Origin of the sequence: Salmonella sp. SAL03688 (assembly GCF_046551895.1) — a bacterium.
Taxonomy (GTDB): Bacteria; Pseudomonadota; Gammaproteobacteria; order Enterobacterales; family Enterobacteriaceae; genus Salmonella; species Salmonella enterica.
The window spans coordinates 137,095-162,520 of the sequence record NZ_JBGDVI010000011.1; the positions used below are offsets into that span (position 1 = coordinate 137,095).

Sequence of the window (25,426 nt, forward strand, 5' to 3'; positions counted from 1 at the left end):
AATATGACACCAGGCGGACAAGCTCAGATAGGTAACGTTGATCTCGTAAAACAGCTTAACAGCGCGGCCGTTTACCGCCTGATTGACCAGCATGGTCCTATCTCGCGCATACAAATTGCCGAGCAAAGCCAGCTTGCTCCCGCCAGCGTAACGAAAATTACGCGTCAACTCATTGAACGCGGGCTGATCAAAGAAGTCGATCAGCAGGCCTCTACCGGAGGCCGCCGCGCTATCTCTATCGTCACGGAAACCCGTAACTTCCACGCCATTGGCGTTCGCCTGGGCCGTCATGACACCACTTTAACGCTCTACGATCTGAGCAGTAAAGTGATCGCTGAGGAGCATTATCCGCTACCGGAGCGCACCCAGGAGACGCTGGAACATGCGCTGCTCAACACCATCGCCGTCTTTATTGATAGCTGTCAGCGTAAAATTCGTGAATTGATCGCTATCTCGGTGATCCTGCCAGGGCTTGTCGATCCGGAAAGCGGCGTGATTCGTTACATGCCGCACATTCAGGTTGAAAACTGGGGACTGGTCGAAGCGCTGGAAAAACGGTTTCACGTTACCTGTTTCGTGGGACACGATATCCGTAGCCTGGCGCTGGCGGAACACTACTTCGGCGCCAGTCAGGATTGCGAGGACTCGATTCTGGTGCGCGTTCATCGTGGTACAGGCGCCGGGATTATCTCCAACGGACGCATCTTCATTGGCCGTAACGGCAACGTCGGCGAAATTGGGCATATTCAGGTGGAGCCGTTGGGCGAACGCTGCCACTGCGGTAATTTCGGCTGTCTGGAAACCATTGCCGCCAATGCGGCGATTGAACAACGGGTGCTGAATTTGCTTAAACAAGGGTATCAAAGCCGTGTTCCGCTTGACGACTGCACGATTAAAACCATCTGTAAGGCGGCAAACCGGGGCGACAGCCTGGCCTCGGAAGTCATTGAGCATGTTGGCCGCCATTTGGGCAAAACGATCGCCATTGCTATCAACCTGTTTAATCCGCAAAAAATCGTCATTGCCGGCGAGATCATTGAAGCCGATAAAGTCCTGTTGCCCGCTATCGAAAGCTGTATCAATACGCAGGCGTTAAAGGCATTTCGCAAAAATTTGCCGGTGGTTCGCTCCACGCTGGATCACCGTTCTGCTATCGGCGCTTTTGCCTTAGTTAAACGCGCCATGCTCAACGGAACATTGCTGCAACGTTTGCTGGAAAGTTGATGCGCTCTTATAGTATCGGATTATTCACAAATTCCCTGGGTAGTTCATGACCATCAAGAATGTAATCTGCGATATCGACGGCGTGCTGATGCACGACAACGTAGCCGTACCCGGTGCGGCGGAATTTCTGACGGGGATTCTGGAAAAAGGTCTGCCGCTGGTGCTGCTGACCAATTACCCGTCGCAAACCGGCCAGGATCTGGCGAACCGTTTTGCTACCGCTGGCGTTAACGTGCCGGACAGCGTGTTTTATACGTCAGCAATGGCGACAGCCGATTTTCTGCGCCGTCAGGAAGGTAAGAAAGCGTATGTCGTGGGCGAAGGCGCGCTCATTCACGAGCTCTATAAAGCGGGTTTTACCATTACCGATGTGAACCCTGATTTTGTCATCGTTGGAGAAACCCGCTCCTACAACTGGGACATGATGCATAAAGCAGCATTTTTCGTCGCCAATGGCGCGCGCTTTATCGCCACCAACCCGGATACCCACGGTCGCGGCTTTTATCCGGCCTGCGGCGCGCTGTGCGCAGGCATTGAAAAAATTTCCGGCCGGAAGCCGTTTTATGTCGGCAAACCCAGCCCGTGGATCATCCGCGCGGCATTAAACAAAATGCAGGCGCACTCGGAAGAGACCGTTATCGTCGGCGACAACCTGCGCACTGACATTCTGGCGGGGTTCCAGGCCGGTCTGGAGACCATTCTGGTGCTTTCAGGCGTATCAACAATCAATGATATTGACAGTATGCCGTTCCGCCCAAGCTGGATTTACCCTTCCGTCGCTGAGATCGACGTTATCTAAACCTGTCCTCTGCCTGATGACGCATAGCTTTCAGGCCTACGGTTCGAACAACATTGTAGGTCTGATAAGCGAAACGTCATCAGGAAAAACATAATTCAATTAATCCACGATAAAACTGAAGATCCATCAATAAATCCGCGCAATATGTAATCATTTTTCACTAATCAACAATGACGATTGCATTTTTCATTTTTCAGACCGTAATCCCCTTGCGCCTTCCACGCCTTTGCGGCATTTTTTAGTCAAGCAAACACAAAAAGTACGACGCAACAGATTAACGGAGAAGGCTATGTGTTCTATTTTCGGCGTATTCGATATCAAAACAGATGCAGCGGAACTGCGTAAAAAAGCCCTTGAGCTGTCACGCCTGATGCGCCATCGCGGCCCGGACTGGTCCGGCATCTATGCTTGCGATAACGCGATTCTCGCACATGAACGCTTGTCGATTGTTGATGTTAACGCCGGCGCCCAGCCCCTGTATAACGCCAGGAAAACCCACGTGCTGGCGGTGAACGGTGAAATTTATAACCATCAGACGTTACGCGCGGAGTATGGCGATCGTTACGCGTTCCAGACAGGCTCCGACTGCGAAGTTATCCTCGCGCTGTATCAGGAAAAAGGGCCGGATTTCCTTGACGATTTACAGGGGATGTTCGCCTTCGCCCTGTATGACAGCGAAAAAGACGCTTATCTGATTGGTCGTGACCATATCGGTATTATTCCGCTCTATATGGGCTATGACGAATTCGGCAACTTCTACGTAGCGTCAGAAATGAAAGCGCTGACCCCGGTCTGCCGCACCATTAAAGAGTTCCCGGCGGGCAGCTACCTGTGGAGCAAAGACGGCGAAATTCGTCAGTACTATCAGCGCGACTGGTTCGATTACGATGCGGTAAAAGACAACGTTACCGACAAAAACGCGCTGCGTCAGGCGCTGGAAGAATCCGTGAAAAGCCACCTGATGTCCGACGTCCCTTACGGCGTGCTGCTCTCCGGCGGTCTGGACTCGTCGATTATCTCGGCTATCACCAAAAAATTCGCCGCCCGTCGCGTCGAAGATCAGGAGCGCTCCGAAGCCTGGTGGCCACAGTTGCACTCTTTTGCGGTCGGTCTGGAAGGTTCGCCTGACCTGAAGGCGGCCCAGGAAGTGGCTAACCACCTCGGCACCGTGCACCATGAAATTCACTTCACCGTGCAGGAAGGCCTTGATGCCATTCGTGATGTTATCTACCACATCGAAACCTATGACGTGACCACTATCCGCGCCTCAACGCCGATGTATCTGATGTCGCGTAAGATCAAAGCGATGGGCATCAAAATGGTGCTCTCCGGCGAAGGTTCCGATGAGGTGTTTGGCGGCTACCTGTACTTCCATAAAGCGCCGAACGCCAAAGAGTTACATGAAGAGACGGTCCGTAAGCTACAGGCGCTGCATATGTATGACTGCGCCCGCGCCAACAAAGCGATGTCCGCCTGGGGCGTGGAAGCGCGCGTACCGTTCCTGGATAAAAAATTCCTCGACGTGGCGATGCGTATCAACCCACAGGATAAAATGTGCGGTAACGGCAAGATGGAAAAACACGTGCTGCGCGAGTGCTTCGAGTCTTATCTGCCAGCAAGCGTGGCGTGGCGTCAGAAAGAGCAGTTCTCTGACGGCGTAGGCTACAGCTGGATTGATACGCTGAAAGAGGTGGCGGCGAAACAGATTTCCGATCAACAACTGGAAACCGCCCGCTTCCGCTTTCCATACAACACGCCGTCGTCTAAAGAGGCGTACTTGTACCGCGAAATTTTTGAAGAGCTGTTCCCGGTGCCGAGCGCGGCGGAATGCGTACCCGGCGGCCCGTCCGTGGCCTGTTCTTCCGCCAAAGCCATTGAGTGGGATGAAGCATTCAAAACGATGGATGACCCGTCAGGCCGCGCGGTCGGCGTGCATCAGTCGGCGTACCAGTAAATTAACGATGACGAAAGAGCCCTTAGGGGCTCTTTTTTTATAGCAAACCACTTTCGGAAAAACGATTAATAACCAATAATTGCCGAATATTGCGCCACGCTGTTCGCAACCTAACCAAACAGACACTTTCCGACGTTTTTCGATGAAAAAGAGGTTGACGCTTCAAGGCTCAATACGCATAATGCGCCCCGCAACGCCGATAAGGTAACGCGAAAAAAGATGGCTACGTAGCTCAGTTGGTTAGAGCACATCACTCATAATGATGGGGTCACAGGTTCGAATCCCGTCGTAGCCACCATCTTTTTTGCGGGAGTGGCGAAATTGGTAGACGCACCAGATTTAGGTTCTGGCGCCGCAAGGTGTGCGAGTTCAAGTCTCGCCTCCCGCACCATTCACCGATAAGCGTTGTACGGATGGGGTATCGCCAAGCGGTAAGGCACCGGTTTTTGATACCGGCATTCCCTGGTTCGAATCCAGGTACCCCAGCCATATTTCTTCGAGTTTGCGGTTCACCGCGACGGTATTGGGGTATCGCCAAGCGGTAAGGCACCGGTTTTTGATACCGGCATTCCCTGGTTCGAATCCAGGTACCCCAGCCATCGAAGAAATCATCTGGCTACGTAGCTCAGTTGGTTAGAGCACATCACTCATAATGATGGGGTCACAGGTTCGAATCCCGTCGTAGCCACCATATTCAGAACGCGTCGAGGTATTCGACCGGTTCGAAAATAATTTGTTGGGGTATCGCCAAGCGGTAAGGCACCGGATTCTGATTCCGGCATTCCGAGGTTCGAATCCTCGTACCCCAGCCAGTTTTAAAGACGCTCTGCTAACGAGCGCAAGAAGTACGACAATTGGGGTATCGCCAAGCGGTAAGGCACCGGATTCTGATTCCGGCATTCCGAGGTTCGAATCCTCGTACCCCAGCCACCTTTAAAAAGCTCGCTTCGGCGAGCTTTTTGCTTTTCTGGCAATTCGGACTGCCTGATGGCGCTACGCTTATCAGGCCTACGGGCGAATACAGGCCGGGTAAGGTATTGCCGCCACCCGGCATAACACAAACTACAACCCCAACGCATATTTCAGCGCCTGACGTTTTAGCACGCCTGCGCGCTGCGCCGCCATCAGCCCCATATTGCGTAAAATACGCAGCGGCGGCAGTTCATTGCTGAACCCGGCATAAAACAGATCCATTCCACTTTGCATCATAAAATTATCTGCCATACGCCGCGTCTGATAGCGTTTCAACACCGAATGGCTGGCCCAGGACTCGCCACAGCTACGGGCACTCGCCAGCACATCAATCAACGCATCAACATCCCGATACCCCAGGTTGACGCCCTGCCCGGCCAGCGGATGAATGGTATGCGCCGCGTCGCCTACCAGCGCCAGCCCCGGTTGCGCATACTGCAACGCGTGACGACGGGTTAGCGGAAACGCGCCCACCGCGACAGGCATCACCGCCCCCAGACGCGCCGGAAAGTGCTGGTTAATTTCCACCTGCAATTGCGTCATCGATAAACTCTGTAGCTGGCGAATACGTGCCGGAGCGTCATACCACACCAGCGACGCCCAATCGTCGAACAGCGGCAAAAAGGCGCGCGGCCCCGTTGGCGTAAACTGCTGCCAGGTGCTGTCGCCTGGCGCATTTTCACACTTGACGGTGATAAGCATACACGACTGCGCATATTGCCAGGCATGAATGCCAATTCCCGCCATTTGCCGAACCTGCGAATTCGCGCCGTCGGCGCCAATCACTAACTTCGGCGTTACCCATTCGCCGTCGGCCAGTTCCAGCGCATAACCATCGCGGCGGCGGTGCAATGCCGCCAGTGAAGCCGGAACGCGCAGCGTCACGCCGGGGTGCGCTTCCAGCGCCTGCCACAGCGCCTGTTGCAGGACGTTGTTCTCTACCATATAGCCTAACAGCGGCAGCTTGAGTTCAGCGGCGTCGAACACCACATGGGCGTTTTCCCACTCCCAGGTCTCCAGTCGCCGATAAGGATGGCTACGCATCCCCTGCACCGCCTCCCAAACGCCCAGCCCCTTGAGCAGCGCCACGGATGCCGCGCTAATGGCCGAAATCCGCACGTCAGGCTGGCTGTCAGCCACAAACGGCGCAGGCGCGGCATGTTCTATTACCATCACCGTAAACCCTTGCTGCGCCAGACCCAGCGCCAGCGCGCCGCCGACCATTCCCCCGCCGACAATGGCAATTTCCGTTGGTTGATTTGTCATGGTCATTCATCCTGTTACGTTTTAGACAAGTTTACAGGATTTTTTACCCATTAGGGCTGACGTCAGTCATACTGGTCACAACCGCGCCAAAGCATTACACTATGCGCCCTGCTTTTCAGCCACTATTTCGCAAGAGCAAGTCGATGACTAAAAAACTCCATATTAAAACCTGGGGCTGTCAGATGAACGAGTACGATTCATCGAAGATGGCCGATCTGCTGGACGCCACCCACGGCTATCAACTGACCGACGTGGCGGAAGAGGCGGATGTGCTGCTGTTGAATACCTGCTCAATCCGCGAGAAGGCTCAGGAAAAAGTCTTCCATCAATTAGGTCGCTGGAGACTGTTAAAAGAGAAAAATCCCGATCTGATTATCGGCGTCGGCGGCTGCGTGGCCTCCCAGGAAGGCGAGCACATTCGTCAACGCGCCCATTACGTCGACATTATTTTTGGTCCGCAAACCTTACACCGCCTGCCGGAGATGATTAACTCCGTGCGTGGCGACCGCAGCCCGGTGGTCGATATCAGCTTCCCGGAAATCGAGAAGTTCGATCGTTTGCCGGAGCCGCGCGCCGAAGGCCCGACCGCTTTCGTTTCTATCATGGAAGGCTGCAATAAATATTGTACTTACTGCGTGGTACCGTATACCCGCGGTGAAGAAGTCAGCCGTCCCTCAGACGATATCCTGTTCGAAATCGCCCAGTTAGCGGCGCAGGGCGTGCGTGAGGTCAACCTGCTGGGCCAGAACGTTAACGCCTGGCGCGGAGAAAACTACGACGGCACCACCGGCACCTTTGCCGATCTGCTGCGTCTGGTTGCCGCCATCGACGGCATTGACCGTATTCGCTTTACCACCAGCCATCCGATTGAGTTCACCGACGATATTATCGAGGTGTACCGCGATACGCCGGAGCTGGTCAGTTTCCTGCATCTGCCGGTACAGAGCGGTTCCGATCGCGTGTTGAATCTGATGGGGCGCACCCACACTGCGCTGGAATATAAAGCAATCATCCGTAAACTGCGCGCGGCGCGGCCGGACATTCAGATAAGCTCTGACTTTATCGTCGGTTTCCCAGGCGAAACTACCGATGATTTCGAAAAAACCATGAAGCTTATCGCCGACGTCAACTTTGATATGAGCTACAGCTTTATCTTCTCTGCGCGTCCGGGAACGCCGGCTGCCGATATGGTTGATGACGTACCGGAAGAAGAGAAAAAGCAGCGTCTGTATATTCTGCAAGAGCGTATCAATCAGCAGGCGATGGCATGGAGCCGCCGTATGCTCGGCACGACACAGCGCATTCTGGTGGAAGGCACGTCGCGTAAAAACATTATGGAACTGTCTGGCCGTACCGAAAACAATCGGGTGGTGAACTTTGAAGGCACGCCGGAGATGATTGGTAAGTTTGTCGATGTGGAAATTACTGACGTCTATCCGAACTCCCTGCGCGGAAAAGTGGTGCGTACCGAAGATGAAATGGGTCTGCGCGTCGCCGAAACGCCGGAGTCCGTCATTGCCCGTACCCGTAAAGAAAATGAGCTGGGCGTAGGATTCTACCAGCCTTAATCCTGCAGGAAAGGCAATAATGCCCGATGGCGCTACGCCTGTCGGGCTTCCTGGTCATGGCCTGTCGCCCGACGGGCCTTGCAATTTTCTCTCTTCATCCCCATCTTCATTGCAATGCTTGCGCCTTTTCCCTATGGCGTGAATAATTTCCTTAGATGCCGGTAAATGTTCAGCGTCCGGCGATACAGACACAAGAGGAACAGTTTGAATATAGACACTCGCGAAATTACCCTTGAGCCTGCAGACAACGCCCGTCTGTTGAGCCTTTGCGGGCCGTTTGATGACAATATTAAACAGCTCGAACGTCGTCTCGGTATTGAAATCAACCGCCGTGACAATCACTTTAAACTGACCGGTCGTCCGATTTGCGTGACCGCGGCGACAGATATTTTGCGAAGTCTGTATGTCGATACCGCACCGATGCGCGGCCAGACTCAGGATATCGAACCGGAACAAATTCATCTGGCGATCAAAGAAGCGCGGGTGCTGGAACAGAGCGCGGAAAGCGTGCCTGACTATGGCAAAGCTATTAATATCAAAACCAAGCGCGGCGTGATTAAACCGCGTACCCCGAACCAGGCGCAGTACATCGCCAATATTCTCGATCATGATATTACCTTTGGCGTCGGCCCGGCGGGTACCGGTAAAACGTATCTTGCGGTCGCTGCTGCGGTAGACGCCCTGGAGCGCCAGGAGATTCGCCGTATTCTGCTGACCCGTCCGGCGGTTGAAGCGGGCGAAAAACTCGGCTTTCTGCCAGGCGATTTAAGTCAGAAAGTGGACCCGTACCTGCGTCCGCTGTATGACGCGCTGTTCGAAATGCTCGGCTTTGAAAAAGTCGAGAAGCTGATTGAACGCAATGTGATTGAAGTCGCGCCGCTGGCCTATATGCGCGGACGCACATTAAACGACGCCTTTATCATTCTGGATGAAAGCCAGAACACCACTATCGAACAGATGAAGATGTTCCTGACACGTATCGGCTTTAACTCGAAAGCGGTGATCACCGGCGACGTGACGCAGATTGACCTGCCACGCAACACCAAATCCGGCTTGCGTCATGCTATTGAAGTGCTGGCGGAAGTCGATGAAATCAGCTTTAACTTCTTCCACAGCGAAGACGTGGTGCGCCATCCGGTCGTTGCCCGCATTGTTAACGCCTATGAAGCCTGGGAAGAGGCCGAACAAAAACGCAAAGCGGCGTTGGCGGCGGAGCGTAAGCGTGAAGCCCAGGAGCAGGAACAGAAATGAGCCAGGTGATCCTCGATTTACAGTTGGCCTGTGAAAACCACGCGGGCCTGCCGGATGAAGCTCAGTTTCAACGCTGGCTGGACGGCGTTATTCCGCAGTTTCAGGAAGAGGCAGAAGTCACAATCCGTCTGGTGGATGAGGCCGAAAGCCATGACCTTAATTTGACGTACCGCGGGAAAGATAAACCCACTAATGTTCTCTCCTTCCCGTTTGAAGCGCCCCCCGGCATTGAAATGCCGCTACTGGGCGATCTGATTATTTGCCGTCAGGTCGTGGAGCAGGAAGCGCAAGAACAGAGCAAGCCGCTGGAGGCGCACTGGGCGCACATGGTCGTGCACGGTAGCCTGCATTTGCTGGGTTACGATCATATCGACGATGACGAAGCGGAAGAGATGGAGTCTCTCGAAACGGAGATTATGCTTGCTATGGGCTATGAGGATCCGTACATTGCCGAGAAGATTGCAGAATAGTAGCTTGCCGGATGGCGGCGCTTGCGCCTTATCCGGCCTACATTCATGCCTTTTGTAGGCCTGATAAGCGTAGCGCCATCAGGCAAAACATGCCGTCACAGCTGAGTATACGCATGACGAGCTTTGTATTAACTAACATGAGAACCCATACGACGCCATGAGCGACGACAATTCACACAGTAGTGACACAGTAAACAGTAAAAAGGGATTTTTTTCCCTGCTACTCAGCCAGCTTTTCCACGGTGAACCTAAAAACCGTGATGAGTTGCTGGCGCTGATCCGTGATTCCGGGCAGAACGAGCTTATCGATGAAGATACGCGCGATATGCTCGAAGGCGTAATGGACATCGCCGACCAGCGCGTTCGCGATATTATGATCCCGCGCTCCCAGATGATTACCCTAAAACGCAACCAGACGCTGGACGAATGTCTTGATGTTATCATCGAGTCCGCCCACTCGCGTTTTCCGGTGATCAGCGAAGATAAAGATCACATTGAAGGGATTCTGATGGCCAAAGATTTGCTGCCGTTTATGCGCAGCGATGCCGAAGCCTTCAGCATGGACAAAGTGTTACGCACCGCGGTTGTCGTACCGGAAAGCAAACGGGTTGACCGTATGCTCAAGGAATTCCGCTCCCAGCGCTACCATATGGCCATCGTTATCGATGAGTTTGGCGGCGTTTCCGGCCTGGTAACTATCGAAGACATCCTCGAACTGATTGTCGGTGAAATTGAAGATGAGTATGACGAAGAAGACGATATCGACTTCCGTCAGCTTAGCCGCCATACCTGGACGATTCGCGCGCTGGCGTCGATTGAAGACTTCAACGACGCTTTCGGCACCCACTTCAGCGATGAAGAAGTCGATACCATCGGCGGGCTGGTGATGCAGGCGTTCGGCCATTTACCGGCCCGCGGCGAAACCATTGACATTGATGGTTACCAGTTCAAAGTGGCGATGGCCGATAGTCGTCGTATTATTCAGGTGCATGTCAGGATCCCGGATGACTCGCCCCAGCCAAAACTGGACGAATAACAGCAATAGTGGACTAAAAATGGCATTTGCCTCGTTAATTGAACGCCAGCGTATTCGCCTGCTGCTGGCGTTATTATTCGGCGCCTGCGGAACACTGGCTTTCTCTCCGTATGACGTCTGGCCCGCAGCGATAGTGTCGCTTATCGGGCTGCAGGCCTTAACGTTTAATCGCCGCCCGCTCCAGTCTGCCGCCATCGGCTATTGCTGGGGACTCGGACTTTTCGGTAGCGGGATTAACTGGGTTTATGTCAGTATCGCGCAGTTTGGCGGCATGCCGGGCCCGGTTAACGTTTTTCTGGTGGTGCTGCTTGCAGCTTATCTCTCGCTGTATACCGGACTGTTTGCCGGGATTTTGTCGCGCCTGTGGCCAAAAACCAACTGGCTGCGCGTCGCTATCGCCGCGCCTGCAGTATGGCAAATCACCGAATTTTTACGCGGCTGGGTGCTGACCGGCTTCCCCTGGCTGCAATTTGGCTATAGTCAGGTCGATGGCCCGCTAAAAGGCCTGGCGCCGGTAATGGGCGTCGAAGCGATCAACTTCCTGCTGATGATGGTCAGCGGCCTGTTAGCGCTGGCACTGGCGACGCGGAACTGGCGTCCGCTGGCTGTCGCCGTGATTCTGTTTGCTTTGCCCTTTCCGCTACGTTATATCCAGTGGTTTACGCTGGAACCGGCCAAAGCGACCCAGGTATCGCTGGTGCAGGGCGATATCCCGCAGTCGCTGAAGTGGGACGAAAACCAGCTACTGAATACGCTAAAAATTTATCTCAACGAAACCCGCCCAGAGTTAGGCAAATCACAGATTATTATCTGGCCTGAGTCGGCGATTCCGGATCTCGAAATCAATCAGCAGCCTTTCCTTCGTTCGCTGGACGAGATGTTACGCGAAAAAAATAGCACGCTGATCACCGGTATTGTCGATGCGCGTCTCAATAAACAGAATCGATACGACACCTACAATACGATTATTACGTTGGGCAAGGATAATCCATACAGTTATGACTCGCCCAATCGCTACAATAAAAATCACCTTGTACCCTTTGGCGAGTTCGTTCCGCTGGAGTCTATCCTGCGTCCGCTGGCGCCGTTCTTCGATCTGCCCATGTCCTCCTTTAGCCGCGGCCCTTATATCCAGCCGCAGTTACATGCGCACGACTATAAGCTGACGGCGGCAATCTGTTATGAAATTATTCTTGGCGAACAGGTGCGGGATAACTTCCGCCCGGACACCGACTATCTGCTGACGATTTCTAACGACGCCTGGTTTGGTAAGTCCATTGGCCCGTGGCAACATTTCCAGATGGCGCGGATGCGTTCGTTGGAGCTGGCGCGTCCGTTACTGCGCAGTACTAATAACGGTATTACGGCGGTGATTGGCCCGCAGGGCGAAATTCAGGCGATGATCCCGCAGTTCACACGCCAGGTGCTAACTACCAAAGTCACGCCGACCACCGGCCTGACGCCGTACGCACGAACCGGCGACTGGACGGTGTGGTTGATTACCGTACTGTTCGGCTTTGGCGCGCTGGTGATGAGCCTGCGTCAACGCCGCAAATAAAACATTGCACTATCCAATGTAGGCCGGATAAGGCGTTACGCCGCCATCCGGCAGTTGTATCGCACCGTGCCTGATGGCGCTACGCTTATCAGGCCTACAACCTCTCACCGCCACCAAAATCTCATTCTGGCACGCCAATTGCTTAATATAATCAAGAGGCTGCACACTCCCTACCGGCGCAACCAGGTTGCACCACAACACAGCATCGGTAGCACCATTATTGTGCAAACTGCGATTTTTGCCTCTGAACGGTGCGGCGCACTTCGCAAAAATAAACAATATCGCAGCAAAATATTTACAACAAGCCACACTAAATGTTAACAAACGCACATAACACTGCACGCGCAAGTTGCAGGCAATAACAACATCACAATAGCTATCAATGCGTCGACGGCGCAGATGATAAAGGAGTTGGATATGCAATTACGTAAGCTAACCACAGCAATGCTGGTCATGGGACTGTCTGCGGGCCTTGCGCACGCAGAAGATGGCGCGCCTGCCGCTGGTAGCACCCTGGACAAGATCGCTAAAAATGGCGTGATCGTCGTCGGGCATCGCGAATCTTCTGTGCCCTTTTCTTATTACGACAACCAGCAGAAAGTGGTCGGCTATTCCCAGGACTACTCCAACGCCATTGTGGAAGCGGTAAAAAAGAAACTTAACAAGCCCGATCTGCAGGTGAAGCTGATCCCGATCACCTCGCAAAACCGTATTCCGCTGTTGCAAAACGGAACCTTCGATTTTGAATGTGGTTCAACGACTAACAACCTTGAGCGCCAGAAACAGGCCGCCTTCTCCGATACGATTTTCGTCGTCGGGACGCGACTGCTGACTAAAAAAGGCGGCGATATTAAAGATTTCCCGGATCTGAAAGGCAAAGCGGTCGTCGTCACCTCCGGGACGACCTCTGAAATTCTGCTGCATAAGCTTAACGAAGAGCAAAAGATGGGGATGCGTATTATTAGCGCGAAAGACCACGGTGACTCGTTCCGCACCCTGGAAAGCGGTCGCGCCGTCGCCTTTATGATGGATGACGCGCTGCTGGCCGGCGAGCGCGCCAAAGCCAAGAAACCGGATAACTGGGAGATTGTCGGTAAACCGCAGTCCCAGGAAGCCTACGGCTGTATGCTGCGTAAAAACGACCCTGAGTTTAAAAAGCTGATGGACGATACCATCGCCCAGGCGCAAACCTCCGGCGAAGCGGAAAAGTGGTTTGATAAGTGGTTTAAAAATCCGATCCCACCGAAAAACCTGAACATGAATTTCGAGTTATCTGACGAGATGAAAGCCCTGTTCAAAGCACCGAATGATAAAGCGCTTAACTAACTAAAACTAAATGGGACGGGACTCCTGTCCTCTCGATTGTCGCTCAGCACGGACAGACTATAAGCCTGATGGTCGTTCCCCATCGGGCCTGAAGCCGCAAATCGCCGGGCAACAATCTTCGAGGGTAGCGCTGCTACCCTTTTTTTTCGGAGTAGATGTATGTCAATAGACTGGAACTGGGGTATTTTTTTACAGGAAGCCCCCTTCGGCAATACCACCTATCTCGGCTGGCTATGGAGTGGTTTTCAGGTCACCGTAGCCCTTTCGATTACCGCCTGGATTATCGCTTTCCTGGTAGGATCTATTTTCGGCATTTTACGTACCGTTCCCAACCGTTTCCTCTCCGGACTGGGCACGTTGTACGTAGAACTGTTCCGTAACGTGCCGCTGATCGTGCAATTCTTCACCTGGTACCTGGTGGTGCCTGAACTGTTGCCGGAAGATCTTGGCATGTGGTTTAAGGCGGAACTCGATCCCAATATTCAGTTTTTCCTCTCCTCAATGATTTGTCTGGGACTGTTTACCGCCGCCCGCGTTTGCGAACAGGTACGCGCTGCGATTCAGTCTTTGCCTCGCGGGCAGAAGAACGCGGCGCTGGCGATGGGGCTAACGCTGCCGCAGGCTTATCGCTATGTCCTGCTGCCGAATGCCTATCGCGTTATCGTGCCGCCAATGACGTCAGAGATGATGAACCTGGTGAAAAACTCGGCTATTGCCTCAACCATCGGCCTGGTGGATATGGCGGCGCAGGCAGGCAAACTGTTGGATTACTCGGCGCACGCCTGGGAATCCTTCACCGCCATTACGCTGGCCTATGTGCTGATTAACGCCGTTATCATGCTGGTCATGAGCCTGGTTGAACGCAAAGTCCGCCTGCCGGGCAACGTGGGGAGCAAATAATGTACGAATTTGACTGGAGTTCGATTATCCCCTCACTGCCTTACCTACTGGCCGGGTTGGTCATCACGCTGAAGATCACCGTCACCGCCGTTATCGTGGGGATAGTCTGGGGAACCATTCTGGCCGTCATGCGCCTCTCAAGCTTCGCCCCTATCGCCTGGTTTGCTAAAGCGTATGTTAACGTTTTCCGTTCCATCCCGTTGGTGATGGTGCTGCTGTGGTTCTATCTGATTGTACCCGGCTTTCTGCAAAACGTGCTGGGACTATCGCCGAAAACCGATATCCGCCTGATCTCCGCGATGGTGGCATTCTCTATGTTTGAAGCGGCCTACTATTCCGAGATTATTCGCGCCGGTATTCAAAGTATTTCCCGCGGGCAGTCCAGCGCCGCGCTGGCGTTGGGGATGACCCACTGGCAGTCGATGAAGCTCATTATTCTGCCGCAGGCGTTTCGGGCGATGGTGCCGCTGTTGCTTACGCAGGGCATCGTGCTATTTCAGGACACCTCTTTAGTTTATGTACTCAGCCTGGCGGACTTCTTCCGCACCGCGTCGACTATCGGCGAGCGTGACGGTACTCAGGTCGAAATGATTCTGTTCGCCGGCGCCGTTTATTTTGTTATCAGCCTGAGCGCGTCGTTGCTGGTCAGCTATTTGAAGAAAAGGACAGTTTAATGATTACCCTGAAAAATGTTTCAAAATGGTATGGTCACTTTCAGGTGCTGACCGATTGTTCAACAGAAGTGAAAAAAGGTGAGGTGGTGGTAGTCTGCGGACCATCGGGTTCCGGTAAATCCACGCTGATTAAGACCGTCAATGGTCTGGAACCGGTGCAAAAAGGCGAAATTACCGTTAACGGCATTATTGTGAACGACAAAAAAACCGATCTGGCGAAACTGCGTTCCCGCGTGGGCATGGTATTCCAGCACTTCGAGCTGTTTCCCCACCTGTCGATCATCGAAAACCTGACGCTGGCGCAGGTGAAAGTGCTGAAACGCGATAAGGCCGCCGCCCGCGATAAAGGCCTGAAGCTGCTGGAGCGCGTTGGCCTGTCTGCGCATGCCAACAAGTTCCCGGCGCAGCTTTCCGGCGGTCAGCAGCAGCGTGTCGCCATCGCCCGTGCGCTGTGCATGGACCCCATTGCCATGTTATTCGATGAACCGACTTCCGCGCTCGATCCGGAAATGATCAACGAGGTGCTGGACGTGATGGTCGAACTGGCGAACGAAGGGATGACCATGATGGTGGTGACGCACGAAATGGGCTTTGCCCGTAAAGTGGCTAACCGGGTGATCTTTATGGATGAAGGTAAAATCGTCGAAGATTCGCCAAAAGAGGAGTTCTTCGCTAACCCCAGTTCCGATCGCGCAAAAGACTTCCTTGCGAAAATCCTGCACTAATCTTCCCGGCGCGCACGTCAGAGTGCGCGCTATCTCACGCTTTACCGCTTCGCTTCTCGAAACGTATCCAGCCGGGCGTTAACCTTGTCACAAAGTACCGCTTACAAGGAGCCACAATGGCACTGCCCATTATTATTGATTGCGATCCGGGTCATGATGACGCGATCGCCCTCGTTCTCGCCCTCGCCTCCCCTGAACTGGAAGTGAAAGCGATCACCTCTTCCGCCGGTAACCAGACGCCGGAGAAGACCCTGCGCAACGTGCTGCGGATGCTGACACTGCTCAAACGCCCGGATATTCCGGTGGCGGGCGGCGCGGTGAAACCTCTCATGCGCGAACTGATTATCGCCGATAACGTTCACGGCGAAAGCGGCCTCGACGGCCCGGCGCTGCCCGAGCCGTCATTCGCCCCGCAAAGCGGCACTGCCGTTGAGCTGATGGCAAAAACGCTGCGCGAGAGCGCACAACCGGTCACCATCGTCTCCACTGGCCCACAGACCAACGTGGCGCTGCTGCTGAATAGCCATCCGGAACTGCATACGAAAATCGCCCGCATTGTGATCATGGGCGGCGCGATGGCGCTGGGTAACTGGACGCCCGCTGCGGAATTTAATATTTACGTCGACCCGGAAGCGGCAGAAATTGTCTTCCAGTCAGGCATTCCGGTGGTGATGGCCGGGCTGGACGTCACTCATAAGGCACAGATTCACGCCGCCGATATCGAACGCTTTCGCGCCATCGGTAACCCGATTTCCACCATCGTCGCCGAACTGCTGGACTTCTTTATGGAGTACCACAAAGACGAAAAATGGGGATTTGTCGGCGCACCGCTGCACGACCCGTGCACCATCGCCTGGCTGCTCAAGCCCGAGATTTTCACCACCGTTGAGCGTTGGGTCGGCGTGGAAACCCAGGGGAAATACACCCAGGGGATGACGGTGGTGGATTATTATTTCCTGACGGGGAATAAGCCGAATGCGACGGTGATGGTCGATGTAGACCGCCAGGGATTTGTCGATTTGCTGGCGGAACGGCTGCAATACTACGCATAAAGCGCAAAGTAGAATCCAGGGATGAATAGCGATGTTTTGGCGTAACAATAGACCTGAAATTCGCCTGCTACAGCACGACGTAGCCCATATTACGTTTTCAGTACGTAACGGAAAAGCATTGCTTCGTCCCTGCGTTATCCACGATCCCGACTCTGACGCCGGTATTCATACGCTCTCCTGGCATGGCTCGCCGCTGATTCGTTTTTACACTGAAGCCTGGTGCCCAACCTGCGCAGAATTTGTTTATGCCGGTTTTAGCAATGATGATGAAGGCGCCGCGCAGTTTTTATCCTCACTTGCCGAATGGAATCAGCCAGGAGTCGGGTTGAACGAAGCATTTACCTCCCTGACGCCGCTATTTTCACTCTTTGCCGATGGCTATTACCGGCTGGAAGAACGCGAACTTTATCCCACAGATGGCAACGGACATTTTTTCTGGGCGGTGGGTAACGAAAAACAACCGAATCCCGCGACCACAGGGCAGTGGATTGCTGACGTGGACTATCACTACCAGTCCGGCGAACCCTGTTTTTTACTGCCAGGCCAGCCCCCATCGCGATTTAACCCACAACGCGCCGGGTATTACCGCGATAAGCCAGAGAGCCACGCGCTGGCCTGGTATATGAATGACAGCTGGCTTTGCGTCCTGCTTGATGGTCACCATAAAGCCACCGCCGCCGCGCTGGAAGGCCGGCCCGTGAAGACCTGGGTCATCAGCCAGCCGGTGGCGATGACATGCTACGAGACGCGACAGCAATACCTGCGATTTTATGACGGCGCGCGCCTGGAAGAAGCCCAGTTTCAGCGCCGCATCCCCCCGAAAATACAGTACGAAAAACTACCGCCATCCCTTTGGGAGGATTACTTTACTCGCCATGACGAACGTTATACCCGCGTCAACTGGCCGAACGCATTGGCTAACTGCGCAACGCATTATCCCGATCTTGCGGCCTGCGCAGATATTATTGCCGCAGGCGATCTGAGCGAAGCCGGCCTCAATAAAATCATGGCGCAAGGGATCACCGAAGAGGGATTTCCCGCCGTACTGTTACGCGCGCTGTTTTATACCCATTCCCCCTTGTTGATTGATTTTGTCCGTTTTCTGACTCGCATCCCCGATTATGCTTGCCACTACCCGCTGGCGTTTCGTTTACTGGCCCAGAAACGCACGCCACAGGCCGATGCTTTTTTCCTCGATTTCGCCATCAATGATGACGGCGAGCGCCCGGAGTTGACGAACATTATGGATGAATACTTTCGCCAGGCGTGACATTGATAAAGATCACCACGCCAGAGGGTGGTGTTCTTTATTCTATAAACTCTCTTTCCCGATAAATTAAACGCAATGGATAATGCAACGTTAGCGATTGGTATCGATCTCGGCACCACTAATAGTTTAATCGCCGTCTGGCAAGACGGAGCCGCACAATTAATACCTAATAAATTTGGTGAATATTTAACACCATCCATAATTAGTATGGATGAAAATAAACAAATTCTGGTGGGAAAACCTGCCGCAGCTCGTAAAACATCTCATCCAGATAAAACCGCTGCCTTATTTAAACGCGCAATGGGCAGTAATACTCACTGGCATTTGGGTGAAGAGTCGTTTAATGCGCCGGAATTATCTTCGCTGGTTTTACGCTCGCTGAAAGAAGATGCGGAAGACTACCTTCAGCAGCCAATCAAGGACGTCGTGATCTCGGTTCCGGCTTATTTCAGCGATGAGCAGCGTAAGCATACACGCCTTGCCGCTGAGCTTGCGGGGTTAAACGCCGTGCGCTTGATCAATGAACCCACGGCGGCGGCAATGGCTTATGGTCTGCATACGCAGCAAAATAGCCGTTCGCTGGTTTTCGATCTGGGGGGCGGAACCTTTGATGTGACCGTTCTGGAATACGCTACGCCGATTATCGAAGTTCACGCCTCCGCTGGCGATAACTACCTCGGCGGCGAAGATTTCACGCATTTGTTACTTGATGAAGTGCTGAAACGCTGGAATCTCGATAAATCAGCGCTGACGGATAGCGATCTGGCTGCGCTGTATGCCTGTGTTGAAGCCGCAAAATGCGCCAGCGGCTCCCCGCTGCGCATGAGCTGGCTTTATCAGGAGCGCGCGCTGGAAAGCACGTTTTATGACGATGAGCTGGAAGCCCTGTGGCTACCGTTGCTCAACCGGCTGCGCACGCCCATTGAGCAGGCGCTGCGCGATTCCCGACTCAAACCGGAGCAAATTGACAGCCTGGTGCTGGTCGGCGGCGCGTCACAGATGCCGCTGGTGCAACGCATCGCGGTGCGCTTATTCGGTAAATTGCCCTATCAAAGTTACGATCCCAGCACCATCGTGGCGCTTGGCGCCGCAACTCAGGCCGCCTGTCGCCTGCGCCATGAAGACGTTGAAGAGGTGATCCTCACGGATATCTGCCCCTACTCGCTGGGCGTGGAAGTCAACCGACAGGGCGTGCCTGGTATTTTCTCGCCCATCATTGAACGCAATACCACCGTTCCGGTGTCAAAAGTGGAAACGTACTCCACCATGCACCCTGAGCAGGACTCTATTTGCGTCAGGGTATACCAGGGCGAAAGCCATAAGGTGAAAAATAATATCCTGATCGATTCTTTTGACGTCATGCTGAAGCCGAACGGGCACATTCAGGCCATTGATATTCGTTTTAGCTACGATATTAATGGTCTGCTGGAAGTTGACGTGCTGCTGGAAGACGGCAAGAGTGAATCCAGAATCATCAGCCACAATGCCACCTCACTGACGACGCAGCAAATCGACGCCAGCCGCGAGCGCCTGCAGGCGCTGAAAATTTATCCCCGCGATATGCTGATTAACCGGACGTTTAAAGCACAGTTAGAGGAGCAGTGGTCACGCGCGTTAGGCGATGAGCGCGAAATGCTGGGGGAGATTATTACCGATTTCGACGCGGCGCTGCTGTCTAATGATATGCAGCGCGTCGATGATGTGCGCCGTCGCGCCTGTGAATATCTGGGTATTGACGAGCCGAAAGCGCCGTAACGGCGCTTTCACTGCCCCTGTTCAGAAAAAATGGAAGAATCGATTTAACGCGCAGACAATCAACGCGATCAAACCGACAATCTTCATGATTTTCATCACCCCGCCAGATTCCGCCTGACGGGGTGCTTCGGTTTTCGCTTCAGAAGACAATTTTTTCTCAGCCGCCAGCCTGAGCTCTTCCGCCAGCTCCTTTTTGTCGCGAATATCGCCTGGCTTCATGGCAATTTTAGATGACAATGCCTGCGTTATCAGCGCCTCCAGCGGACAGGCTTGCCCCTCCTCCAGCCGGATCAGCAGGCGAAAAAAGGGCTTTTCTTTGGGAAACGCTTCCAGCACCACCTGCTCCGCCGTCCGGTACAGATCCAACAGCGGCGTTTCGGGTTCCCCCTGGGTACTCAGCCGTGAATTTGCCCACGCCATCGCTTTTCGCTTATAAAACAGGGAGTCAACAAATGAACGCCCCAGCGGTGATAACCTACCGCTGTGCAAAATGTCGGCCCACAGTAAACGCGTGCGCGCGCTTTCACCGGGCACATATTCGGCATCCACCATACAGCGCGCTTCGACCGCCATCACCGCCAGCGGGAAGAAATCAGGCCGATGCTGGCGGCACCAGCCCAGCAACAGGTCGTCCGCCTGCGTGGAGGGATAACGCTGCCAGAAATCGCAAAGGTCGGCCAACAGGCTTTCCCCTTCACCGCAGAGCAAACGCTGTTTGCACAGGTAATAGTGCGCATCTTCGTTATCCGGCTCCGCGGCCTGCCAGCGACGAGCAATATCGGCCAGTTCCGCCATGCCCCACTGCTCGGCGCTAAACCAGTGTAATAGTTTACGATGCAGCTGTTTATCATCGGGAATTATCCAGGCTCCCTGAACCTGCAGAGCGTCGGCAAAATGTTCGGGATAAAAGCGCCAGATACGCTCAAGCTTAAAAAAGTAGGCGTCAGTTTGGTCTTGAACAACAAGAGGCAATTTGGTCAGACTTAGCAGATCAAACGCATCGCCCCGCTTTACGGTCTCCAGAAATGCTTCCAGCTCTTCTCCCTCAGCATCATCGTCTGCTTCCTGCGGCTGCCAGTTCAGACGCTGCGCCAACAATGCCAGGCAAGACAGCGAGATCGTTTCCGTTTTCATGGCGATGTCGCACAACTGCCAGCGCAGCTTATCTATCTCATCCATTGAACACTGGTTCAATTGCTGAATAAATTTCTGCCATGCCGAGGGCTGAAAGCGATCGCGCTCTGATGCCAGCAATTCCCTGAACGCCACCAGTATTTCATGTTCGTCGCCCACCTCTTCCGTTTTTACATCTTCCGCAGGCGAGGCGGCCCAGTGCTGCGCTTCTTCATAGGCCTGGCGCAATCGCTTAAAACCCTGCGGATCGCTCTCAGGGTGGAATGAGGGCAACAGGGCAAGATAAGCCTGACGGATACATTCCAGATCGGTGGTGGGTTCAATGCCCAGGATTTCCCAACAGATATTCATAAATCGCTCACTCCTTTAAGCGTTTCCGGGCATGTCGGTTGTTCGTTGAGCGGACGCCACGGTAGCTGCGCATAATAACTCTCTGTCGTAGAGGCCAGTTCATTAAACATCCGCGCGCCTGAAGCGTCGTACTTTAGGTGAGCGAAATATGCCTGTATGGTGTCCCCTTTAGCCTGCCAGTACAGCCGACCCAACGAATAGGCGGCAAAATATTGCGTCCAACCGTCGTAAAAATAGTACGCCCGCGCATAGATACGCGATTGCAGCCACAGGCTTTCCTCTTCCGTCAGCCATTGATTCAACACCCCCATCCGGCATAAAAACCCCATACGCACATAGTCCCAGGCTTTAATGCCGCCACGCCCGCAGCATAGTGCGGTTTCGGCAACAAATCGCGCATAAATCTGGCCCTGCTCGCCAAACTGCGCGGTAAATTCGCGCCAGTGACGCGGAGATAGCGTAAACCAGCGGATATAAAAGGGAGCCAAATCTGCCGCATGGCCATCGTCCGTCATCCGATAGATGGTTTGAATAAGATCTTCACGGTTATCAATCCCCCATGAATCGGAGAGATCAAAGTGTGTTTTCCCGGTATACATTGCCGGGGAGAAGTGCGAAGGTTTCGCGCCAATGGCACGACTGTTTAGCACCTCCATCGGCGTGGAGAGCGCAAAAAGTAAATATTGTTCTTCCTTGTCCATATTCGATATCCCTAATGCATAAACTGGCGTAATACATGGCCGACAACGCCAATAAATAAAATGATTTTAATCATCTGCCAGAGGCCAAAGCCGCCGCCAGATTCCTCCGTACTCGGCGAAGTCACCGTCGTCACCGGTTCCTCATCTGCGACTACAGCTTCACACGGTGTGGCAACAGCCGCAGCCCGCCCCAGCAACCCGCGAATAACCAGCGCTTCCAGCGGGCAGATATCCGGCGCATCAAGCTTCGTCACCAGCCTCTGTAACAATGTCGCTGACGGCTCCTCGGCGCACGCCAGGCTATCCGCCACCTGATACAACAGCCAGTATGGATGCTGGCTATGCGCCTCACTCATCGCTGGTGCGCCATAATTCAAACGCCGCGCAATAAAACTTTCGCTTAGCGGCGATAATGCGCCGCTGTGCAGCGCCTCGGCCCACAGCAAACAGGAACGGGCGCTGGAGCCGGGAATATACAGCAGCTGTTCAGCGTTAATATCCACCTGCTCACGCCCCTCAACTGCCATCACCAGCAGCGGGAAAAAGTCCGGCCGATGCTGGCGGCACCAGCGCAGCAACAGATCGTCAAGCTGGGTAGAAGGATGCGCCCACCACTGCGCGTAAAGTTCCGGCAGCAGACTATCGCCTTCACCGCAGAATACGCGCTGGGCTAAGTAGTAATAACCCGGCGTCTGGCTATCGGATTCGGCTTCCTGCCATGTCAGGGCAACAGGCAGCAGCTCCGCGACGCCAAGATGCAGGGTGCTGAACCAGCGTAACAAGCGTCGGTGAAAGCGCAGATCGTCCGGGACAATCCACGGGCCGTGCTGGGCCATAAGTTGGGCGAAATAGAGAGGATGCTCGAAAAAGGTGCTGTCCAGGGCATCATAAAACGCCAGAGTCTGATTCTGCACCTCCGGCGGTATATTGAGCAGTAGCGCATAGTCAAACATATCGCCGTGCTCAACATAGGACAGAAAATTATCCAGCCTTTCGCGATCCATCTCCTCATTGCAGTCCCGTTGCTCCCAGCTCAACCGCTGCGATAGCAGGTTCATACAACTATAGGAGACTGGAAACGTCTGCATCGCGATATCGCACAATAGCCAGCGCGCTTTTTCGGCCTGTGTAATCGATAATTTATTGATCTGTTGGATAAACTCCTGCCATGCCTGCGGCTGAAAGCGCCGTTCGCCATCCGCCAGCAAGTCACGGAAAATCTCTCCGAGATAATTCACCCACGGGCTATCGGGATCCTCTTCAACCACCGTAATGACGGGCGATTTTGTCCCCTGCAATGCATTCTCATAGGCTTCTCGCAATTGCTTAAAACCCTGCGGATCGGTTTCCGGATGAAATGACGGCAGCAGCGCCAGATAAGCCTGACGAATGGCGTCAGTATCCGTGGTGGCCTCAATACCAAGGACTTGCCAACAGGTTTTCATAGATCACTCACCTCCTGAAGCGTGTCCGGGCATTCAGGGTAATGGGGCAGGTAGCGCCACGGCAGCGTGGCGTAAAAACTGTCTTTCCCGGCGATCAGCTTATTCATCATACGTCGCCCCGCGTCATCAAACTCCTTACGGGCGAATGTCTCGCGTAGCAGCGGTAGGTTATCGCCATTCCGTAACTGCCAGTACAAACGCCCGGTGTAATAGGCGCTGAAATATTGCAACCAGCCGGAATAATAGCTGAGCGCACGAAGCTGTATCCGCGACTGCAGCCACAGGCTCTCCTCTTCCGTCAGCCATTCATTGAGCACGCCCATGCGGCAGAGAAACCCCATCCGCACATAATCCCAGCTACGAATACCACCTTCGCCGCAACACACGGCGGTATCAGCGACGAATCGGGCATAAATGCGATCTCCCTCATCCAGCGCGTCGGTATACTCCTGCCACTCCTGCGGCGCATACCTAAACCAGCGGCGATATAGCCATTCCAGTTGTGTGGCATGACCGTCATCCGTCATGCGGGAAATGGTCTGAAGCAGTTCATCGCGATTTTCAATACCCCACGACGATTCAAGATCGAAACGTTTTACACCTAAATACATTTTCGGTGACGAATGTGAAGGTAAACAGTCCTCGTTCAATACTTCCATCGGCGAGGAAAGTGCAAAGAGTAAATATTGTGATTCTTTATCCATAATAAATCGCCAAAATATATTCACACCACAAATAAAAACGCAATTGAAAACTAAAATAGAGTACAACAAAGCCAAATCGCAATATATTATTAATCTAAAAAACAATGGCGGGATAAATTAAAAAATGAATCATTCCATAACCAGTCATCCCTGCGACAACGTATCTTTAGCACAATTAACCGAACTGGCGCAGTCAGGAAATAGTGAAGCTCAATATATATTAGGCCGTTTATATAATGACGAACGTATAGATGGCAGCGAAGAGGATAAGCTCTCTTTTTATTGGCTACAGCAGGCGGCCGAGCAAGGGCATTGCGAGGCGCAATATTGGCTCGGCTTACGATATTCAGACACGCCTACCAGCATGAAAGATAATGCCAAAGCCTCATACTGGTTGGAAAAAGCAGCAAAGCAAGGGCATAAGCTTGCGCCTAACGACCTGGGGTGGGTCCTGGAAGGAGAAACAGGAAGTGAACCAGATTACGCTCAGGCAGTATTCTGGTATCGCGTCGGTACGGAACGCGGGCACAGCTATGCGCAAAATAATCTCGGCAAAATGTATGAAGGAGGTGACGGTGTTGAGAAGAATCATCAACTGGCCTTTTATTGGTACAAACAGGCGGCCTTACAAGGTGACGCTACCGCCCAGGAGAATCTGGCAGATATGTATTGGGACGGTCGCGGCACGACAAAAAACCTACGCCTGGCTACCTTATGGTATTTGAGAAGTGCGCTACAGGATGAAGTCCATTCCCAATTCCAGCTTGGCTGCGCGTATAGCGAAGGGGAAGGCGTTAAGCAGGATTATCAGCAGGCAATGCACTGGTATCAACAAGCTGCGGCGCAGGGAGATAGCAATGCTTACGTTAATATCGGCTGGATGTACAAACAAGGACACGGTGTCGAGCGTGACGATGAAGAAGCACTTAGCTGGTTTCATCGGGCGGCGGAAGCTGGCAACGTTACCGCATGGTATAACCTGGGTTTTATGTACCGCGACGGGCGCGGTACCGCAGTGGATGTGAAGCAGGCGCTCTACTGGTTCCAGAAAGCACAGCCCACGGGCAAATGGAACGTCGACGAAGAGATCCGCAAACTGGAAGCGCAGTTGAATGGAGAGCGTTCAGAATTCTGTGTCACGTTAAAAATTCTACAGCGTCATCACATTATTCAGCCGCCCTTCAAAATAAATGAGAGCGTTCAGAATTCTGTGTCACGTTAAAAATTCTACAGCGTCATCACATTATTCAGCCGCCCTTCAAAATAAATCGCCAACTGCGACAATGTCAAA

21 protein-coding genes and 7 tRNA genes are annotated in these 25,426 nt (G+C 53.4%); 23 read left to right on the plus strand and 5 right to left on the minus strand.

Annotated elements, in window-relative coordinates; translation table 11 throughout:
• Positions 1 to 3: 3 nt before the first annotated feature.
• The 10 genes from nagC (at position 4) to ACLJR2_RS13415 (ending at position 4,907) form a co-directional block, all read left to right on the plus strand.
• Positions 4 to 1,224: a DNA-binding transcriptional regulator NagC gene (gene nagC / locus ACLJR2_RS13370; protein ID WP_000187572.1), complete on the plus strand. Its 1,221-nt coding sequence runs from the start codon at positions 4 to 6 to the stop codon at positions 1,222 to 1,224.
• 46 nt (positions 1,225 to 1,270) lie between these two features.
• Positions 1,271 to 2,023, plus strand: a complete 753-nt coding sequence (gene nagD / locus ACLJR2_RS13375; RefSeq protein ID WP_000153143.1) for a ribonucleotide monophosphatase NagD — start codon at positions 1,271 to 1,273, stop codon at positions 2,021 to 2,023.
• A 289-nt stretch (positions 2,024 to 2,312) separates the two neighbouring features.
• Entirely contained in the window at positions 2,313 to 3,977 is a 1,665-nt protein-coding gene (gene asnB / locus ACLJR2_RS13380; RefSeq protein WP_000337032.1) for an asparagine synthase B, read from the plus strand.
• Between the two features lie 221 nt (positions 3,978 to 4,198).
• Positions 4,199 to 4,275, plus strand: a tRNA-Met gene (locus ACLJR2_RS13385).
• Positions 4,276 to 4,283: 8 nt separating this feature from the next.
• A tRNA-Leu gene (locus ACLJR2_RS13390) sits at positions 4,284 to 4,368 on the plus strand.
• A 23-nt stretch (positions 4,369 to 4,391) separates the two neighbouring features.
• A tRNA-Gln gene (locus tag ACLJR2_RS13395) sits at positions 4,392 to 4,466 on the plus strand.
• Positions 4,467 to 4,501: 35 nt separating this feature from the next.
• Positions 4,502 to 4,576, plus strand: a tRNA-Gln gene (locus ACLJR2_RS13400).
• A gap of 15 nt (positions 4,577 to 4,591) precedes the next feature.
• Positions 4,592 to 4,668, plus strand: a tRNA-Met gene (locus ACLJR2_RS13405).
• Between the two features lie 46 nt (positions 4,669 to 4,714).
• A tRNA-Gln gene (locus ACLJR2_RS13410) sits at positions 4,715 to 4,789 on the plus strand.
• Positions 4,790 to 4,832: 43 nt separating this feature from the next.
• Positions 4,833 to 4,907: transfer RNA gene (locus ACLJR2_RS13415), tRNA-Gln, on the plus strand.
• 132 nt (positions 4,908 to 5,039) lie between these two features.
• Here ACLJR2_RS13415 and ubiF read toward each other — a convergent pair.
• The gene (gene ubiF / locus ACLJR2_RS13420; protein ID WP_000184630.1) at positions 5,040 to 6,215 is read right to left on the minus strand and encodes a 3-demethoxyubiquinol 3-hydroxylase; all 1,176 of its coding nucleotides are present in this window, start codon (positions 6,213 to 6,215) and stop codon (positions 5,040 to 5,042) included.
• 143 nt (positions 6,216 to 6,358) lie between these two features.
• Between ubiF and miaB the strand changes: the two genes are divergently transcribed.
• The 12 genes from miaB (at position 6,359) to hscC (ending at position 19,800) form a co-directional block, all read left to right on the plus strand.
• Positions 6,359 to 7,783, plus strand: coding sequence for a tRNA (N6-isopentenyl adenosine(37)-C2)-methylthiotransferase MiaB (gene miaB / locus ACLJR2_RS13425; RefSeq protein ID WP_001519200.1), 1,425 nt, complete (start codon positions 6,359 to 6,361; stop codon positions 7,781 to 7,783).
• Between the two features lie 204 nt (positions 7,784 to 7,987).
• Positions 7,988 to 9,034, plus strand: coding sequence for a PhoH family protein (locus ACLJR2_RS13430; protein ID WP_001018045.1), 1,047 nt, complete (start codon positions 7,988 to 7,990; stop codon positions 9,032 to 9,034).
• Positions 9,031 to 9,504 carry an rRNA maturation RNase YbeY gene (ybeY, locus tag ACLJR2_RS13435; RefSeq protein WP_000084477.1) on the plus strand — a complete coding sequence of 158 codons (474 nt, stop codon included), beginning with the start codon at positions 9,031 to 9,033 and terminating at the stop codon, positions 9,502 to 9,504. Before ACLJR2_RS13430 ends, ybeY begins: the two co-directional genes overlap by 4 nt.
• A gap of 157 nt (positions 9,505 to 9,661) precedes the next feature.
• Complete coding sequence (gene corC, locus ACLJR2_RS13440) at positions 9,662 to 10,540, plus strand: CNNM family magnesium/cobalt transport protein CorC (protein ID WP_001278615.1); 879 nt, start codon at positions 9,662 to 9,664, stop codon at positions 10,538 to 10,540.
• A 19-nt stretch (positions 10,541 to 10,559) separates the two neighbouring features.
• On the plus strand, positions 10,560 to 12,098 hold the full coding sequence (gene lnt, locus ACLJR2_RS13445; RefSeq protein ID WP_024134114.1) for an apolipoprotein N-acyltransferase: 1,539 nt from the start codon (positions 10,560 to 10,562) through the stop codon (positions 12,096 to 12,098).
• A gap of 417 nt (positions 12,099 to 12,515) precedes the next feature.
• On the plus strand, positions 12,516 to 13,424 hold the full coding sequence (locus tag ACLJR2_RS13450) for an amino acid ABC transporter substrate-binding protein (protein ID WP_001518176.1): 909 nt from the start codon (positions 12,516 to 12,518) through the stop codon (positions 13,422 to 13,424).
• Between the two features lie 159 nt (positions 13,425 to 13,583).
• Complete coding sequence (gene gltJ, locus ACLJR2_RS13455; protein ID WP_000020930.1) at positions 13,584 to 14,324, plus strand: glutamate/aspartate ABC transporter permease GltJ; 741 nt, start codon at positions 13,584 to 13,586, stop codon at positions 14,322 to 14,324.
• Positions 14,324 to 14,998, plus strand: coding sequence for a glutamate/aspartate ABC transporter permease GltK (gene gltK / locus ACLJR2_RS13460; RefSeq protein WP_000272794.1), 675 nt, complete (start codon positions 14,324 to 14,326; stop codon positions 14,996 to 14,998). The genes gltJ and gltK overlap by 1 nt, the downstream gene beginning before the upstream one ends.
• On the plus strand, positions 14,998 to 15,723 hold the full coding sequence (gene gltL / locus ACLJR2_RS13465; RefSeq protein ID WP_000631369.1) for a glutamate/aspartate ABC transporter ATP-binding protein GltL: 726 nt from the start codon (positions 14,998 to 15,000) through the stop codon (positions 15,721 to 15,723). The genes gltK and gltL overlap by 1 nt, the downstream gene beginning before the upstream one ends.
• 116 nt (positions 15,724 to 15,839) lie before the next feature.
• The gene (rihA, locus tag ACLJR2_RS13470) at positions 15,840 to 16,775 is read left to right on the plus strand and encodes a pyrimidine-specific ribonucleoside hydrolase RihA (protein ID WP_001207422.1); all 936 of its coding nucleotides are present in this window, start codon (positions 15,840 to 15,842) and stop codon (positions 16,773 to 16,775) included.
• 31 nt (positions 16,776 to 16,806) lie between these two features.
• Positions 16,807 to 18,045: a hypothetical protein gene (locus ACLJR2_RS13475; protein ID WP_000498865.1), complete on the plus strand. Its 1,239-nt coding sequence runs from the start codon at positions 16,807 to 16,809 to the stop codon at positions 18,043 to 18,045.
• 75 nt (positions 18,046 to 18,120) lie between these two features.
• Entirely contained in the window at positions 18,121 to 19,800 is a 1,680-nt protein-coding gene (hscC, locus tag ACLJR2_RS13480) for a molecular chaperone HscC (protein WP_000368026.1), read from the plus strand.
• Between the two features lie 21 nt (positions 19,801 to 19,821).
• On the opposite strand, the gene ACLJR2_RS13485 is transcribed toward hscC, so the two are convergent.
• The 4 genes from ACLJR2_RS13485 to ACLJR2_RS13500 are packed head-to-tail and all read right to left on the minus strand — an operon-like array spanning position 19,822 to position 24,135.
• Positions 19,822 to 21,285 (minus strand): J domain-containing protein, encoded by a 1,464-nt coding sequence (locus ACLJR2_RS13485; RefSeq protein ID WP_001534201.1) that lies wholly within the window; start codon positions 21,283 to 21,285, stop codon positions 19,822 to 19,824.
• Positions 21,282 to 21,986, minus strand: coding sequence for a DUF1266 domain-containing protein (locus ACLJR2_RS13490; protein WP_000356618.1), 705 nt, complete (start codon positions 21,984 to 21,986; stop codon positions 21,282 to 21,284). Before ACLJR2_RS13490 ends, ACLJR2_RS13485 begins: the two co-directional genes overlap by 4 nt.
• Before the next feature lie 11 nt (positions 21,987 to 21,997).
• A complete protein-coding gene (locus ACLJR2_RS13495; RefSeq protein ID WP_000845195.1) occupies positions 21,998 to 23,431 on the minus strand; it encodes a J domain-containing protein in 1,434 nt (477 codons plus the stop codon).
• A complete protein-coding gene (locus ACLJR2_RS13500) occupies positions 23,428 to 24,135 on the minus strand; it encodes a DUF1266 domain-containing protein (RefSeq protein ID WP_001534204.1) in 708 nt (235 codons plus the stop codon). Before ACLJR2_RS13500 ends, ACLJR2_RS13495 begins: the two co-directional genes overlap by 4 nt.
• Before the next feature lie 124 nt (positions 24,136 to 24,259).
• Between ACLJR2_RS13500 and ACLJR2_RS13505 the strand changes: the two genes are divergently transcribed.
• On the plus strand, positions 24,260 to 25,357 hold the full coding sequence (locus ACLJR2_RS13505) for an SEL1-like repeat protein (RefSeq protein ID WP_001534240.1): 1,098 nt from the start codon (positions 24,260 to 24,262) through the stop codon (positions 25,355 to 25,357).
• Positions 25,358 to 25,426 lie beyond the last annotated feature (69 nt).